This is a genomic window from Bosea sp. (in: a-proteobacteria), assembly GCF_023953965.1.
In the GTDB taxonomy this organism is placed as follows: domain Bacteria; phylum Pseudomonadota; class Alphaproteobacteria; order Rhizobiales; family Beijerinckiaceae; genus Allobosea.
On record NZ_JAMLIX010000001.1, the window covers coordinates 3122855 to 3138625 of the forward strand.

Below are 15771 nucleotides of genomic sequence, written 5' to 3' on the forward strand. Positions count from 1 at the left end.
GAACAACACTATCGAACCATCTGCGCCTTCATCACCGCGCTCAGAGCCCATACCGCTCCGGGCTCGTCCAGATCTAGCTTCTGGCTATAGAATGGGAGTTCCGCAGTTTGCGCGCCCTCGTAGTCTCCCAGACTTCAGGCGAACGTCATCGCTACCCCGGCCGTGGCGCTGAAGGCGACGATGACGAGCGGAGGGGTGCGCCAGGCGACCAGCAGGATGAAGCCGACGAGGGCGATGCCGAAGTCTCGCGGCGAATGCACGCTCGTGGTCCATACCGGATCGTAGAGGGCCGCGCCCAATATGCCGACAACCGCGGCGTTCACGCCCCGCATCGCCGCCTGTGCGCGGGCACGCTTTCGGAACGAGTCCCAGAACGGCAAGACACCCAGCAGGATCAGCATGCCGGGCAGGAAGATACCGATGAGGCCGAGAGCCGCCCCCGCCAGCCCGTGCGGCGCGGGAGCCACCACTGTGCCGAGATAGGCCGCGAAGGTGAAAAGCGGGCCGGGCACGGCCTGCGCGGCGCCGTATCCGGCGAGAAAGGCATCATCGCTCAGCCAGCCTGGCGCGACGAACGCCTCGCGCAGGAGCGGGAGCACGACGTGACCGCCGCCAAAGACAAGCGCGCCGGAACGGTAGAAGGCATCGAACAGGGCGACACCCATGGATCCTGTAAGGCTGCGCAGCATGGGAAGCCCCGCCAGTAGGGCGAAGAACGTTCCGAGCGTGATCAATCCGACGACGCGCGACGCCGGTATCGCCACATGTCCGGCCGGCGCCGGCGCCTCGCTGCGGCACAGCAGAAGACCCGAGAGCCCACCGAGAATGATCGCTTCGATCTGGGCGATCGACGTCGCATTGAAGAGGATAATGAGCGCGGCCACGACTGCAATCGAAGCGCGCTCCCGATCAGGGCACAGACTGCGCGCCATGCCCCACACGGCTTGCGCTACGATGGCTGTCAACGGCGGTCGGATTCCAGGCCAGCGTGGCGGAGTAAAAGCAGGCCACTGGCGTTGAGGGTGGCGGATATGGCAGGGGCCCCGATCGGGGCCCCTGCCATATCGCGCTGTCGGGATTGATCAGGGGATGATCTCGCCGGTTTCTGGATCGGCTTCGTTGGCGGTGGTCTGTTTTTGCCCCGCCGCGGCGGAGGCGCGCCGGCGGCCGGCCGATTGTTTGAGGCGGTAGCTGTCGCCGTTCATGGCGAGGATGCTGACGTGGTGGGTCAGGCGATCGAGCAGCGCGCCGGTGAGGCGCTCCGATCCCAGGACGGACGTCCAGTCCTCGAAGGGCAGGTTCGAGGTGACGATGGTTGAGCCGCGCTCGTAGCGTTGCGAGAAGATCTCGAACAGGAGCTCGGCGCCGGTCGGCGACAGCGGCACATAGCCGAGCTCGTCGACGATCAGCAGCTTGACCGCCTGCAACTCGCGCTGGAGCCTGAGCAGGCGCTTCTCGTCGCGGGCTTCGAGGAGCTGGTTGACCAGCGAAGCCGCCGTCGTGAAGGCGACGGAGAAGCCCTTCTGGCAAGCGGCCAGCCCGAGCGCGAGGGCGACATGGGTCTTGCCGGTGCCGCTGTTGCCGAGCGCGATGATGTTCTCCCGGCGCAGGATGTAGCCGCAGCGCGCCAGCTCCAGCACGAGCATCTTGTTCAGGCTCGGGATCGCCGTGAAGTCGAAGGTGTCGAAGCTCTTCACCGCTGGGAAGCGCGCCGCCCGGATCCGCCGCTCGACCGTGCGCCGCTCCCGGTCGATCAGTTCGAGCTCGACCAACCGTAGCAGGTAGCGGGGATGATCGACGCCGTCGCGGGAGCATTCCCGTGCCACCTTGTCGTACTCGCGCAGGACGGTTGGCAGCTTCAGTTGCTTGAGGTGGTGCGCCAGCAGGACCTGCGGCGTTCCAGCGGTCGTGCCCGCCGGCATCGTCTCTTTCCCCGAGCCCGTCATGCCGCGGCTCCCGGCAGGAGCACGGCGTAATCGGCCGCCGAGGTCGTCTTCACCGTAGTCCTCGGCAGATACGGATAGGCCGCCAGATCCAGACGGGCCGGGCGCCGTTCCAGCCGCGCCAGCGCGATCAGCTTCACCGCATCGAAGCCGATCGCGCCCAGCCGGATCGCCTCGCCGACGGCGAAGCTCACGACCTCGCGCGGCAAGGCCTCCAGCAGCCGCAGCACCTGGATGAACTCGCGCTTGCCGCGATTGCCCATGCGCGCTTCCAGGAGATGGCGCAGGTGCTGGAAGGCCTCGGGCAGGTCCCAGCCCTGCAAGGCCGCGGCCTGGTCGAGGGCGTTCGGCTTCTCCTCGATTAGCGCCAGATAGTGCAGCGGATCGGAGACGAACACGCCCGTCCCGTAATTGCGGGGATGGCGGGCAATCTCCTCGCCCCGGCACAGGATCACGACCTCCTCGACGAAGCCCTTCACCACCACGTCCTGGAAGCCATAGGCCGTCGGGACCGAGTAGTCGTTCGACCGATATCGGACCAGCGCCGTCGACGAGACCCGCGCACCACGCTTCTCGCACGGCTCCAGCGGCACTGCCGGCAAAGGGCGCAAGACCCCGAGATCGGCAACAAGCCGCTCTCCGATCGTCTGGGCATGCCGGCCGGCCCGCTCGTCCTGTCGCCGGCGGCAGCGCTCGGCCAACATCGCGTTCAGTTCGGCGAAGCTCGCCGCCAAAGGGATCGGCGTCATGAAGTTCGAGCGGGCATACTTCACCAGCCCCTCGACCTTGCCCTTGTCATTGCCCTTGCCCGGGCGCCCGAACCGATCCCGGAACAGATAGTGGCTCACCAGCTCCGTGAAGGCCCGCGTCCGCTCGCGCCGGCCATCGCCGCAGATCTTCGCCACCGCAATGCGGGTGTTGTCATAGAGGATCGACAGCGGCACACCGCCGAAGAAGCCAAAAGCCGAGACGTGACCGTCCAGGAACGCTTCCGTCGTCTCGCGCGGATACGCCTTCACGAAGCAGGCATCCGACTGTGGCAGGTCCAGGCAGAAGAAGTGGATCTTCTGCCGCACGCCGCCGATCACCGCCAGCGCCTCGCCAAAATCCACCTGGGCGTGACCGGGCGGATGGGCCAGCGGAACGAAGGTCTCGCGGCCCCGCGCCCGGCAGAGCCGCACATGGTCCTTCACCACCGTGTAGCCGCCGGCAAAGCCGTGCTCGTCCCGCAGCCGCTCGAAGATCCGCTTCGCCGTATGGCGCTGCTTCACCGGAGACGCCCGGTCTCCGTCCAGGATCGCCTCAATCACCGGCAGCAGCGGACCGAGCTTCGGCTTCTCGACCGGCTTCGTGCGCGTGTAGCCCGGAGGGATCGAGAACCGGCACATCTTGGCGATCGTTTCGCGGCTCAGCCCGAACACGCGAGCCGCTTCCCGTCGGCTCTGCTTTTGATTGAAAACGAAATCGCGAACCGCCGCGTAGACCTCCACAGCGAACATCCCCGCCGACCCCGAAAGGGATCAGCCTATCCAGTGGACGACTTTTACGCCGCCCGCGCCCGCACAAACGCAGGCGCTTCACTGGATGGTTTTCTCACCGCCCTGCACAGTCAGGGTCGCCATCGCACCGTCGCCGGCCGGATCGTTGTCGCGGGCGATATAGAGCCGCCGCAGCGTCGTCGGGAACAGGATGGCGCTGAGATGGGCCGCCGAGAGCGCTGCCTGTGCCGGCATCGTGGGCAGAACGGAGCGGACGGACAGCACCGTTTCGATGCCTTCGCCGGCCGTCATCACTTCGCAGCCCATGCCGAACCTGACGGCGTTTCCGAGGAGATCACCCATCGCACGCCGGGGCGTCTCGATCGGCGCACGGCCAAGACGCGCCTCGCTGAAGCCGTCGGGATCGAGCCAGGTGCGATGCGCGCCCGTAATAGTGCCGGCGGGGTCGGTGACGGCGGCGACCATCGCCGGCCATGTCTCGGTCGGTGCGTTCTCGTCGGCCCGATAGTAGCAGCGGGGGTGGAAGCGCAGGCTTGCGGTTTCGTGCAAGGCCGTAATGGCGCGACACCGCAAATACGTTTCCACGAGCGTCCGCCCGATGGGCTTCGCCATGGCCAGGAGCCGCCGTGAGGCTTCGGGCGATCCTGTCGGCACCGATGCCGGTCGCCAGTCACGATCGCCGGGTTCGGGTTCAGGATGCGGCAGGGCAAGGAAGGACCGGGCCTCGTCGGCAACGTCCTTGAAGTCGATCAGCCCGCAGCTTTCGCGGATGACGTCGAGAAGATCACCATGCTCGCCAGTGGCGGAATCGGTCCATTTGCCGGCTGCGCCCTTGCCGGTTTCCGGCCCGGTCAACCGGACGAACATTGACCGGCCCGGCGTGTTGCGGACATCGCCGACCTGCCAGTATCGCCCGGCGCGTTGGCCGGACGACAGATAATGACGGCAAACCGCCTCGGCCTGTCGGCCGAGACGGATTGCGAGTTCGCCGGCGTCGAGGCGAGCCATTTATGCCGCCTCCTTTTCGCCGATGCGCTCGACCGGCCAGCGTTCGAGCAGCTTTGCGAGCACGACCGGCCCGTTGGCGTCGACCGGCACGAACATGCGCAGCTTCCACGAGATGATCTCGTGGAACAGGCCATAGGCCGAGAGCCGTTCGCGCATGGTGTCGGTGAAGCCTGAGAGTTCGATCCGGTTCGCGCCCATGACGCGAGCGCGCCGAAGCTGAAGTCCCTCGGCGAGATCGAGAATGGTGCGGCCATCCATCAGCGCCATGAAGGCGTCATCAGGCGTGAGCGCGGTTGTGCCGGTCGTGGTCGCATTGGCGGCCCAGGCCGGAGAGACCTTGCGGCCGATGATGCGCTCGCCGTCATCGGTCTGGAGGCGATACACCCGCGTCGACTCGTTCGGCAGACGCTTCCAGATCGGCAGCAGCAAGCCGGTGACGACGTGGATCGTGCTGTCGGCAAACTCCGGCACCTGCGCGATCTCGGCATTCCAGGCCGCGGCGAAAACATCCTGATCGGCCTCGATCCAGTGCGTTTCGCCCATGGCCTTGAGGTGAATGTTATGCCCCTCCATCGGGCGCAGCAGACGCACGCGGCGCTCGATCTCGCCGTCGTCGAGCATGATGCTGGTGGTGGACACCTGCACGGCGGCGCGGCCGGAACGCTCGTTGACGAGCAGCTTCGCACGTTGGTCATCGAGATGGCCGAGTGCTTCGTCCAGCGTCAGCGGACGATTGCGCTCGCGCTGCGTAATGGTGAGCAGCCGGGTTTCCGCGCCGGTGCCCGGATGGACATAGATGGTCTTGCGGTCGGTGACCGTGAACCGCTCGGCGGTCAGCGTCTCCAGCCCGGCGTCATAGGTGCCGCTCGCGATGGCGCCCTCGATGCGCGCGGTCAGCAATTGCTCGAAGGCGGTGAAGAGGACGCCCTGAAGCTCGATGGTGAGCGCCAGCAGCCGATTGAGGAAGGTCGTGATCGGCGGCAGATCGTCCTTGATGCCGGTCGGGTCCATCAGCTTCAGGCCGGTGGCGGACTCGAAGCGGTCGAGCGAGCAGCCCTCGACCTTGCCGCGCACCAGCAGCATATAGAGCTGGCGCAGCGCATCGCGCGCATAGGAGCTTTCCAGATTGTCCTCCGGGCGGAACAGACCTTGCCCGCCGGTCTGGCGCTGGCCGCGCGTGATCGCGCCGAGCGTGTCGAGGCGGCGCGCGATGGTCGAGAGGAAGCGCTTCTCGGCCTTCACGTCGGTTGCGATCGGACGAAACAGCGGCGGCTGCGCCTGGTTGGTCCTATGCGTGCGGCCGAGGCCCTGGATGGCGGCGTCGGCCTTCCAGCCGGGTTCGAGGAGGTAGTGGACACGCAGGCGCGTGTTCCGCGCCGACAGTTCGGCGTGGTAGCTGCGCCCGGTGCCGCCGGCGTCGGAGAAGATCAGCACGCGCTTGGCATCGTCCATGAACGCCTGCGTTTCCGCAAGATTGGCGGACGCGGCGCGGTTCTCGACCACCAGACGCTGGCCCTTGCGAACGATCCGGCGCGAGCGGCCTGTCACCTCGGCCACCGTGTCGGTGCCGAAGTGCTGGACGATCTGGTCGAGCGCGCCGGGGACGGCCGGCAGGCTCGCGAGCATCTCGATCAGCGCGGTGCGGCGGGCCACGGCCTCGCGGCTTTCGACGGGCTGGCCGTCACGCATGACCGGACGGGACGAGACCTTGCCATCGCTGTCGGTGAACGGCTCATAGAGCTGCACCGGGAAGCTGGTTTCGAGGTAGGACAGGACATATTCGCGCGGCGTGATGTCCGCCCGAATATCGTTCCATTCCTCGGTTGGGATTTCGGCCAGCCGCCGTTCCGTCAGCGCCTCGCCGGTCGAGACGATCTGGATCACGGCCGAATGGCCGGCTTCCAGATCGGCAGTGATCGACCGGATCAGGGTCGGGGTTTTCATGCTGGTGAGCAGATGGCCGAAGAACCGCTGCTTGGCGGACTCGAACGCCGAGCGGGCGGCGGACTTCGCCTGCTTGTTCAGCGTGCCGGACGATCCGGTGATGTTGGCGGCCTCCATCGCCGCGTCGAGATTATTGTGAATGATGGCGAAGGCCCCGGCATAGGCGTCGTAGATGCGGGTCTGCTCCGGCGTCAGCGCGTGCTCGACCAGCTCGTATTCCACGCCGTCGAAGGAGAGCGAACGGGCGGTGTAGAGGCCGAGCGCCCGCAGGTCGCGGGCGAGCACTTCCATCGCCGCGACGCCGCCGGCTTCGATCGCCTCGACGAACTCGGCGCGGGTTCCGAACGGGAAATCCTCGCCGCCCCAGAGGCCGAGCCGCTGGGCATAGGCGAGATTGTGGACGGAGGTGGCGCCGGTCGCCGAGACATAGGTGATGCGGGCGTTCGTGAGTGCGTGCTGGAGGCGAAGCCCGGCGCGTCCCTGTTGCGAGGCGGCGACATCGCCGCGTTCACCCTTGCCACCGGCAGCATTCTGCATCGCGTGCGCCTCGTCGAAAATGATTGCTCCATCGAAATCGGAACCCAACCATTCAACGATCTGCTTGACGCGCGATAGCTTTTCGCCGCGGTCGTCGGAGCGCAGCGTGGCGTAGGTTGTAAATAGGACGCCTTCGGGCAGCGTGATCGGCCGTCCTTGCGGGAAGCGTGACAGCGGCGTGACCAGCAGGCGCTCCATGCCGAGCGCGCTCCAGTCGCGTTGCGCGTCCTCCAAGAGCTTGTCGGATTTGGAGATCCAGACCGCCTTGCGCCGACCTTGAAGCCAGTTGTCGAGGATGATCGCGGCAGACTGGCGGCCCTTGCCGACGCCGGTGCCGTCGCCGATGAAGAAGCCGCGCCGGAAGCGCACGGCCTTCTCGGCATCGTCACGCGCGGCGGAAACAAGATCGAACGTCTCGTCCACGGTCCATGAGCCGGCAAGATAGTCCGAATGAGCTTCGCCGGCATAGACCAGCGTTTCGATCTGGGCGTCGGACAGAAGCTCGCGGATGTTGGCGGGGAGTTGCGGGCGATAGCTGGGCTTCGGCGGCGCGACGCTCGCCATCGCCGCCGACTGCACAAGCTTGGTCGGGTGAGCCTGAGACCCGGAAATACGGATCGCCTGCAATCCGTATTCTTCGTAGATGGCGTCGGAGATGCGGCCACCGTCGTCGACCTCTGCCTGTGCGTCGATGATCTCATAGTCGAGCGCGACGCCTTCCGGCTCGACCATCGGCGCGGCGGGCGCGGTCCTAGCGGCGCGGTTGAGATAGCCGCGCACGCTGCGCGCGGCGGCGGGCGCAGCCGCCGGAACGATGACGGACGGATCGAGCGGCAGGCGCGGCGGAAGATGCGCGCCGATCCAGTCCATGAGGGTCGCGGCGTCCGGCGCGGCGCCCGGCGAGGCAGGGAAAACCGTGGGATCGTCGGCGGGCAACTTGTCGATGACGGTGAGCCGCGTTGCGAAGGTCGTGCCATGCTTGGCATAGACCGCACCGTCTATCCCGGCGGAGAATACGACCCGGCCGCGTTCCTGCAAGCGGGTGAAGGCGGCGGTCCAGGCCGGCGCTTCCGGGCCGAAGTTCGCGCCGGTGATCGTCACGAGACGGCCGCCGGGCGCCAGCCGCGCGAGCGCCGAGGCGACATGGCGGAACGCGGCGTTAGCCACGCGGCCCTCGACATGGACCATCGCCGAGAATGGCGGGTTCATCAGCGCGACGGACGGGATAATGGCGGCATCGAGATGGTCGTCGATCTGGGCCGCGTCGAAGCGGGTGACGGGGATGGCCGGAAAGAGGAAGGAAAGCAGCGCGGCGCGCGTATCGGCCAGCTCGTTCAGCACCAGCGAGCCGCCGGCGATCTCGGCGAGGATCGCCAGCAGCCCGGTCCCGGCCGAGGGCTCCAGCACGCGGTCGGCGGGCGTGATCGCGGCCGCGGTCGCGGCGACCAGGCCAAGCGGGATCGGGGTCGAGAATTGCTGGAGCGCCTGGCTCTCCTGCGAGCGGCGGGTATGGGTCGGCAGAAGACCGGCGATCTTGCCGAGCAGCGGGAGTGCTGCGACCGGAGAACCGGCTTTGCGGAAAAGCGCCTTTCCGTATTTACGCAGGAAGAGAACGGTTGCGACCTCGCACGCCTCATAGGCGGTTTTCCAGTCCCAGAGGCCGGTCGCGTCGGAGCCGCCGAAGGCCGCCTCCATGGCGCCGCGCAGGGCGACGGCATCGACACGCGCGCCGCGTTCGAGATGCGGCAGGATCAGGAGGGCGGCAGCGTGGACGGCAGCGGAATCGCCGGATGCGGCGAGCGGCGTCGCCGGCAGCGTATCGGCAAGGGAAAGCAGAGCGTTCATCGTGGAAGTCCTCGGGAGAGCGGAAACGGGCAAGCCTGCCGGCGCTCTCTCTCGGACCGGACGGGCTCGAAACCGTCCCGGCCACTCTCTCCCTCCGACGCCGTAGCGATAGCCGACATGAAACAAGCGCCCGGCCGTGAGGCGGGGCGCTTGTGAAGGTCAGCCGAAACGGCGTCCGGTTTCGGTGAATGTGTATTGGTTGGCGGTGATCGTCTCGTCTACGGCCTCGTCCGAACTGAGGTATTCATATTCGCGTTCGAGCTGGCGGTAGAGCCAGCGGGCGAGATCGCGCAGCGCCTCGATCACGGCGTCCTCCGCATCGGCGGTCATGTCCTGATACGTCGGGCTGTCGCGTTCCACCGAGATCGCCATGCAATACTCGTGAGAATAGCGGCCGCGATGGCTGACATCGGCGCGGAGCTGATAGAAGTTGCGGCGCTGGATCGCGAGCAGGTCATCGGCGATCGCGTGCAGGCGCGTGTCCTGCGGTGCGTGCTCGCGAATTTCGCGGGTGGCGTTCTTGCGAAAGGCGTAAAACGCCTGATAGCCGGCGCCATCGCCCTGCGACCAGAAGCCGGTAAACGAAATCTGCGGCTCCTGCCGGGTGCCGCCTCCCATGAGGCGAACGGGCCGGGTTTTGAGGCAGATGCCGAGGATTTCCGCGATGCGCTGGAAATCCGCGAAGACGGAATCATACCAGTCGTAGTCGAATCCGCCTTCGCGATACCAGGCGCGGGCGTTGTCCTTGGCGGCGTTGGAAAGCTCGTCGAGCCGATAAACGGTCGTTTCGATGATCTCAGACATCGGGCTCTCCTCCGTCGAGAACTCGGGCGAGCCAGCCGTCGGTATAGGTCCAGGCGATGGTCTCGCCGGTGGCGAGATCGAGGACATGCGCGCCGCCGCCGAAGCCGTCGAGGCGCGGCTTCGAGCAGGTGTTGGCATATTGGAAGCCCCAGCGGCCGGAGAGACCGAACGCCGCCGCGCACCGCTGGACGAACCGGATGACATGCGCGGGATCGCCGGTGGTGTCATCGCGCATCCAGAGTTGCGTGCCGCCATGCTCGGGTACGATCGACAGGAGGAAGCCTTCCGATGGCGGGTCTTCGGCGGCGTTCTCGGCGGCGAGCAAGTTGTAAAGATCGAGCGCGCGAGCGGCATTGTCGGGCGTGCCCACGTCGAGCAGGCAGGAGAAGTGGGTGAAATATTCGGCCATGACTGGCTCCTGAAACGACGAAACCCGGCGCGTGGCCGGGTCGAATGGATGAAAGAGCGTGGCGAAAAGTCAGGCGGCGAGCGGCAATCGCAGAAGCTCGGCGGCCGTCTCGCGCCACAGCGCATGGACCAGCCGCGCTTCGAGCTGGCTGGCACGGTAGCGATATTCGCGAGCCGGGCCGTGCTCGCCGCGACCGGCCGCGGCGAAGGCCGCGCCGCGCAGCTTGCTGGCCTCGGTCACGATCTGGCGGGCCTCGGCGTCGGATGCGACCGGCTGCTGCCAGAGGATGATCCCGGCCCGGATCGTTCCGGCGAGAACCAGTCCCTGATCGCAGTCCTGAATGATCACGATGCGCGGGCGGAAACGCAGCGTGTCGTCGGTCCCGACACGGATGTCGCCGGCCGCGACACGGCGGCTGGCGACGGACATGGCCTCTTCGGGCGACGGGCATTCGCCGAGGACGACGATACGGTCGAAATCATCGGCTTCGTTGACGCCTTCATAGCTGGCGGTGCCGATGCAGGAGATCCGCAACGGCATTTTCTGTGCCCGCTGCAGGGTCGGCAGGATGTGCCGGGCGAGAATGGCGCCGATCGGGGCGATGCAGGATTGCCGGGAAAGGGTCATGGGATCTACTCCGCGACGGGGGGCGGAAGACTCTCCTCCACCTCGTAACCCGTCACGGCCAGGCCGTCCGGCCTCTGCCTCTCTCCACTCTCGGAAGGTGGCCGTGGCCAGCATGAAAAATGCGCCCCACCGGATGATGGGGCGCATGTTTCGATCATTCGGCCGCGACGAGCGCGACGTGCTCGTCTTCAGCCTCAGCGGCTTCGTCCTCGTCGCCATCGCCTGCCAGGAAGTCCGGCAGGGCCTCGCCGTCACCGGCATCGCCAGCATCCGCGGCGTCACCGTCGAGGTCCGCCAGGCGCAGCGGTTCGGGCAGCCAGCCGGTTTCGGCCAGCAGGCGCTCGGCTTCCTTCGCCATGTCGCCCTTCTTCAGATGGCTGATGAGCTGGGCGGCGCGCTCGCCCGCACCTTCGCGGACGGCTTCGAGGATGCGGGGCTTGGTCACGCGGCCGAGATAGTTGTCGACCGTGGGCCTCCAGCCGGCGTCGGCCACCATGTCGAAGCCGGTGGCGCGGGCGATGCGATCGGCGCCGGAGAGGCGGCGATCAAGGCCGAACTGCGAGACGCCGGAACCGCTGTGGGGGTTCGGCCGCTCGTAGAGCGCGTTGACGCCATAGCTGACGCAATGGGCCAAGAGCGCCATCCGGCTCGCCTCGTCGAGCGCGGCGATCCAGTCCCAGAGCGCACCTTCGTCGGAAGGAACGTCGGCCTTCCAGGCGGCGAAGCGGTCGTCGATGGCCTTGGCCGAGGGCGTGTCGCTGAGATCGCTGCCCTGCACACCGAAACGGTGCTGACGCACGAAGATTTCCAGGCAGCCGGTCGGCGCCGAATAGTGATAACGCTGCATGACAAGGCGGTGCAGGAGCGCCGTCATCGCGACATGCGGGTTGTTGGCGAGCGCATCGTGGAGCGCGAGCGTGCGATGCGCGGTGAGTTCGATCACCAGCCGTTCGGGAAGCGGCTTGATGCCGTCATCCTCGTCGTCCTCCGCATCGACCGGCTCGCCGCCGATGGTGATGACGGCCCGCTGGACGCCGGGCTGGGCCGCGACCACGCTGCCTTCGGACTCGCCATCGCCGGCATCCTCCTCGCCGTCGACGGCGACGGGCGCTTCATCCTCGGGACGGACATAGCCGCGGGCAACGACAAGCTCGCCGGCACGGTCGATGCTGATGAAGACGCCCGCGCGGGCGATCTCGGCAGCGTCATAGATCGCCGGACGTTTCTCGAAGGCGCTCAGCGCGGCCTCGATCTCGCCGAGGCGTGCGTCGATCTCATCGGGCAACTCGTCGTAATCGGCATGTTCCGCCTCGAGCCGCTCATATTCCTCGCGCAGCGCCTCGCGGGTGGCGCGCTCCTCGTCGCTCAGATCGGGGAACGTGCCGGTCAGGACGCGAAGGCCGCGATCATGGCCGTAGGGCAGATCGGTATCGACCTCGATCCACTTCCAGCCTTCGGCCGCGACTTCATCGGCGATACCCTTCAGCTTGTCGGAGACCAGCCGGTCGAGCAGCTCGGGATTTTCCAGCCAGCCTTCGTCCTCGTCGGAGAAGAGATCGCGCAGCATCACGCCGCCGGCCTGTTCATAGGCTTCGATGCCGATGAACTGCGCGCGCTTGTCATCGGTCGGCACCGTCGTCTCGGTCAGCAGATCGCGAGCATACCAGGGCTGGCGGTTGTGAGAACGCTGGATCGCCTCCCAGACCTGTTCCTGTCGGGCATGATCCGGGTTGACGGTGAACGCCTCCAGCATCGCCAGCGTCATCTCGCTGCGCGCATAGGCGTCCAGCAGGGACTGCGCGACGCGGGCGAGCCGGAGCCGCTGGGCGATGTAGCGCGGCGTGGTGCGATAGGCGTCTGCGACTTCCTCCTTGGACATGCCGCCATCGACCATGCGCTTGAACGCCTTGAACTGGTCGAGCGGATGCAGCGCCAGCCGGATGACGTTCTCGGCGTAGGAATCGTCGACGGCCGAGGTCTTGGCATTGACCTTCTTGACCAGGCAGGGCACCAAGCCGTCGGCAGGGAAGCGGCCCGCCGCGACCAGGCGGGCGATCGCGCGGTAGCGCCTGCCGCCGGCCGGGGTCTCGAAATCGCCGGTCTCGGCGCCGGCATCGTCAAGGACGGCACGGACATTGAGGCCCATCACGAGGTCTTCGCGGCGGTCGATGTCCTGGGTCAGCTCATCGAGGCCCTGTTCGACGTCGATCTCGCGGACGTTGCTGTCCGAAAGCCTGATACGGTTGAACGGAATGTCGCGCGTGCGCGAAAATTCGATCATCGGGGCGACGGCGGGGGTCTTCTTGCGTGCGGCCTTGGCCATGGTCTTCACTCCATGACGGACTCCGTGAGGCTCTCTCTCGGATCTCAATCCGTCACGAAGCGAAGCGCCGCCCTCTCACTCTAGGAGGGCAGCGCCACGCACCATGCTCGCGGGATTGTCGCAGACGCACGCATCCGGCTTTCCGTATTTCCGGCTTTCAGCCGATCAGATTCCGCACATCCCCTCACATTCGTTCTGCCAGAGATCGAGCTGGCCGTGGTCGGCCGCCGTCGTCAAGTCTGCTTCCTCCAGCGGCACGGCGGAGCGGTGAAGATAGACTTCGCCACGAATGCCGCGCAGGCCAGTGCGGATCGTGGCGTCGAGAGACACGGCGTCGTCCCACGCCTCGGGATCTTCGTCGCGCAGGCGCCGCCATGCCGCGTCGGAATGAAAGGGACAGCCGATGCAGGCGCTCTTGGGCGGTAGGGGATAGTCATGAAGCTCCAGCCAGCGCAGGCAGTCGTGCCGGGTCATGCCCCGTTCGATCAGCGGCCAGCGGTTGACCTGCCAGTCCTCGAACGACGGCTTCATGCGAAGCGCCTCGTCGAGTGAAATTCCGATCCATTGCTCGGCGACCGGCGATCCGGGCGAGCGCCGTCCGGCTATGCCGAGCAGATCGCGCACCTTCCGGCGGATCGGCACGATCTTGTAGGAAGAGGTGCATTGCCGGCGGATCATGCCGACGCCGATGCGCTCGGTTCTGAGAATGCGGGAGCCGACGGGAACGAGGTCGCCGTTCTCGTCCTCATCATAGACGGGCAGTTCGGAGCCGGCCGGCGTGACCGTGCGGGTGAAAGCCGGGATCGAAGCCCATCGTTCACCGCGCGAGGCGGCAATGAGGTCTGCACGCAAATTCCCGGCTGACACGATATGGACGGGGAACGGCAGGACGTTGGGTGTTCTGAGCCAGGCGAGATGTTCATAGACCGCCTTGGGCTCCCAGCCGGTGTCGGCGAAAATCGCGCAATCCGGCATGGGGCCGATTTCACCATGAGCGGCCATCAGGGCGAGCGTGGTGGACTGGACGCCCGCACCGAGACTGAGCACGCGCAACTGTATATCGGCTGCGAGGCTGGGATCGGGCACGAAGCCGGGGAAGGCGAGCGCGTTCATCACGCGGCACTCCGCATGTCGTCCGTGTCGGGAAGACGCTCGGCATCCGACAGGAAGGACAGGAGCCAGTCCGCCGCCTTGCTCGCCTGCGAGGCGGCGCGGACGATGGCGCGATTGTCCTCGCGCAGCACCTCCAGCCACGATCCGATATAGTCGGCATGGCGCACGGTCGGGACGATGCCGAGCGAAGCGCAGCAGAAGGCCGAGATCAGCTCGGCCGTGATTTCCTCGACCGAATAGAGCTTCGAGCCGAAGGAGCCGGAGAGATTCCGGTTCAGCCGATGTGCTGCGCCGCTGGCGTGACCGAGTTCGTGCAGCGCCGTCCGGTGCCAGTTGATCGGCTCGAAATAGGCGACCGGCGGCGGAACCTGCACATAGTCGAGAGACGGCACGTAGAACGCCCTGTTGCCGCCGATGCGGAAGTCGATGCCGGTCGCCTTGATGAGCGCCTCGACCTGGGGCTCGATCATGCCGGGCGGCGGCGGAGGCACGGTCGCCTCGATGTCGTCGGGCAGGCCGTCACATTGCGCCGTGTTGAACACCGTAAAGCGCTTGAGGAACGGGATCGCCTGCGCTTCCTCGCCGGCCTCGAAGGCGCGGCGCTTCTCGTCCTCCGGCGTGAAGCGGTCGGCATAGACGACGGTGGTGCCGCGCTCGCCTTTGCGGACATGGCCGCCGAGCGACAGAGCCTGGCGGAAGGTGAGCCAACCCTGGCCGGGGAAGCCGTGTTCGATGACGGCGCCCCAGAGGATCAGGACATTGATGCCGCTGTAGCTGCGCGAGGTCGCGGCGTTGCGCGGCAGGCCGAGCGGGGCTTTGGCTACTGAGGTGCCCCAGGGTTGGACCCACGGCACGCGGCCGGCTTCCAGCTCTGCGATGATCTTGTCGGTGATTTCGTCGTAGAGGTTCGCCCGGTCGGCGCCGGTGCGCGCGCGGCGATCATATCTGGACATCGCGGTTCTCCGCGACGGGCGCCGGAAGACTCTCCTCCAGCTCTCTACCCGTCACGGCAAAACCGGCCCGCACTCTCACTCTAGGTGTTGTCCCTTGTGTGGCTTAGACTGACCGCATGGGACTATTGACCTTCAGCATCAACGTCACCCTCGATGGCTGTGTCGACCATCAGGAGGGAATTGCCGACGACGAGACGCACGCCTTCTTCACCCGCCTTATGGACGAGAGCGGGGCGATGCTGTGGGGGCGCGTCACCTACGAGATGACGGAGGGCTACTGGCCGGCAGTCGCCCGCGGAGACGAGGAGGCGCCGCCGGCGATACGTGAGTGGGCGGTGAAGCTGGATGCCAAGCCGAAGTACGTGGCGTCGTCGACGCGAAGTGTCTTCCCGTGGAACAACAGCCACCACATTGCCGGCGACCTGCGAACGGGCGTGCAAAGGCTCAAGGACGCAACCCCGGCCGGCGTGCTCCTCGGTAGCGGCAAGCTCGCGGCGGAACTGGACCGGCTGGATCTGATCGACGAATACCAGTTCCTCGTCCACCCAAGGATCGCCGGCCATGGCCCGACCCTCTACCGGAGCGGATTACCCGGTACGCGACGGCTCGAACTGATCTCGGCCGCGCCGCTCGGCAACGGCGCTGTCGCCATGCATTACCGGCGCGCGCGCTGAACCAGAACAGCTTCTTCGCCCTGGCTCTCAGGCCCGCACGTCGCGGGAAGTCTTCTCGCCGCGCAAGACGGCATAGAGGGGGCGTTGCGGGG

11 protein-coding genes and 1 pseudogene are annotated in these 15771 nt (G+C 66.7%); 1 reads left to right on the forward strand and 11 read right to left on the reverse strand.

The window, feature by feature from the left end; translation table 11 throughout:
- Positions 1 to 134: 134 nt before the first annotated feature.
- The 11 genes and pseudogenes from chrA to M9917_RS14905 all read right to left on the reverse strand — a co-directional run.
- A pseudogene (chrA, locus tag M9917_RS14855) lies at positions 135 to 980 on the reverse strand (chromate efflux transporter); the annotation flags it as partial.
- Between the two features lie 102 nt (positions 981 to 1082).
- On the reverse strand, positions 1083 to 1946 hold the full coding sequence (istB, locus tag M9917_RS14860) for an IS21-like element helper ATPase IstB (RefSeq protein ID WP_465246306.1): 864 nt from the start codon (positions 1944 to 1946) through the stop codon (positions 1083 to 1085).
- Positions 1943 to 3442, reverse strand: a complete 1500-nt coding sequence (gene istA, locus M9917_RS14865) for an IS21 family transposase (protein WP_297250232.1) — start codon at positions 3440 to 3442, stop codon at positions 1943 to 1945. Before istA ends, istB begins: the two co-directional genes overlap by 4 nt.
- Positions 3443 to 3520: 78 nt before the next feature.
- On the reverse strand, positions 3521 to 4450 hold the full coding sequence (locus M9917_RS14870) for a DUF7146 domain-containing protein (RefSeq protein ID WP_297254639.1): 930 nt from the start codon (positions 4448 to 4450) through the stop codon (positions 3521 to 3523).
- Positions 4451 to 8776 (reverse strand): strawberry notch family protein, encoded by a 4326-nt coding sequence (locus M9917_RS14875; protein WP_297254640.1) that lies wholly within the window; start codon positions 8774 to 8776, stop codon positions 4451 to 4453.
- A 159-nt stretch (positions 8777 to 8935) separates the two neighbouring features.
- The gene (locus M9917_RS14880) at positions 8936 to 9580 is read right to left on the reverse strand and encodes an antitoxin of toxin-antitoxin stability system (RefSeq protein ID WP_297254641.1); all 645 of its coding nucleotides are present in this window, start codon (positions 9578 to 9580) and stop codon (positions 8936 to 8938) included.
- Positions 9573 to 9989, reverse strand: a complete 417-nt coding sequence (locus M9917_RS14885; RefSeq protein WP_297254642.1) for a hypothetical protein — start codon at positions 9987 to 9989, stop codon at positions 9573 to 9575. Before M9917_RS14885 ends, M9917_RS14880 begins: the two co-directional genes overlap by 8 nt.
- A 69-nt stretch (positions 9990 to 10058) precedes the next feature.
- A complete protein-coding gene (locus M9917_RS14890) occupies positions 10059 to 10616 on the reverse strand; it encodes a hypothetical protein (protein ID WP_297254643.1) in 558 nt (185 codons plus the stop codon).
- Between the two features lie 154 nt (positions 10617 to 10770).
- The gene (locus tag M9917_RS14895) at positions 10771 to 12939 is read right to left on the reverse strand and encodes a ParB/RepB/Spo0J family partition protein (RefSeq protein ID WP_297254644.1); all 2169 of its coding nucleotides are present in this window, start codon (positions 12937 to 12939) and stop codon (positions 10771 to 10773) included.
- A gap of 165 nt (positions 12940 to 13104) precedes the next feature.
- A complete protein-coding gene (locus M9917_RS14900; protein WP_297254645.1) occupies positions 13105 to 14052 on the reverse strand; it encodes a hypothetical protein in 948 nt (315 codons plus the stop codon).
- On the reverse strand, positions 14052 to 15005 hold the full coding sequence (locus tag M9917_RS14905) for an ArdC family protein (RefSeq protein WP_297254646.1): 954 nt from the start codon (positions 15003 to 15005) through the stop codon (positions 14052 to 14054). The genes M9917_RS14900 and M9917_RS14905 overlap by 1 nt, the downstream gene beginning before the upstream one ends.
- Positions 15006 to 15121: 116 nt before the next feature.
- Here M9917_RS14905 and M9917_RS14910 point away from each other — a divergent pair, with 116 nt between their 5' ends.
- Positions 15122 to 15679 carry a dihydrofolate reductase family protein gene (locus M9917_RS14910; protein WP_297254647.1) on the forward strand — a complete coding sequence of 186 codons (558 nt, stop codon included), beginning with the start codon at positions 15122 to 15124 and terminating at the stop codon, positions 15677 to 15679.
- The last annotated feature ends 92 nt before the right edge of the window (positions 15680 to 15771 follow it).

Bases quoted from the DNA above. Each gene is read 5' to 3' on its own strand.
- M9917_RS14870 (WP_297254639.1), bottom strand. From the start codon at position 4,450: ATGGCTCGCCTCGACGCCGGCGAACTCGCAATCCGTCTCGGCCGACAG.
- M9917_RS14890 (WP_297254643.1), bottom strand. From the start codon at position 10,616: ATGACCCTTTCCCGGCAATCCTGCATCGCCCCGATCGGCGCCATTCTC.
- M9917_RS14910 (WP_297254647.1), top strand. From the start codon at position 15,122: ATGGGACTATTGACCTTCAGCATCAACGTCACCCTCGATGGCTGTGTC.
- M9917_RS14885 (WP_297254642.1), bottom strand. From the start codon at position 9,989: ATGGCCGAATATTTCACCCACTTCTCCTGCCTGCTCGACGTGGGCACG.
- istA (WP_297250232.1), bottom strand. From the start codon at position 3,442: ATGTTCGCTGTGGAGGTCTACGCGGCGGTTCGCGATTTCGTTTTCAAT.
- M9917_RS14900 (WP_297254645.1), bottom strand. From the start codon at position 14,052: ATGAACGCGCTCGCCTTCCCCGGCTTCGTGCCCGATCCCAGCCTCGCA.
- M9917_RS14895 (WP_297254644.1), bottom strand. From the start codon at position 12,939: ATGGCCAAGGCCGCACGCAAGAAGACCCCCGCCGTCGCCCCGATGATC.
- M9917_RS14875 (WP_297254640.1), bottom strand. From the start codon at position 8,776: ATGAACGCTCTGCTTTCCCTTGCCGATACGCTGCCGGCGACGCCGCTC.
- istB (WP_465246306.1), bottom strand. From the start codon at position 1,946: ATGACGGGCTCGGGGAAAGAGACGATGCCGGCGGGCACGACCGCTGGA.
- M9917_RS14905 (WP_297254646.1), bottom strand. From the start codon at position 15,005: ATGTCCAGATATGATCGCCGCGCGCGCACCGGCGCCGACCGGGCGAAC.
- M9917_RS14880 (WP_297254641.1), bottom strand. From the start codon at position 9,580: ATGTCTGAGATCATCGAAACGACCGTTTATCGGCTCGACGAGCTTTCC.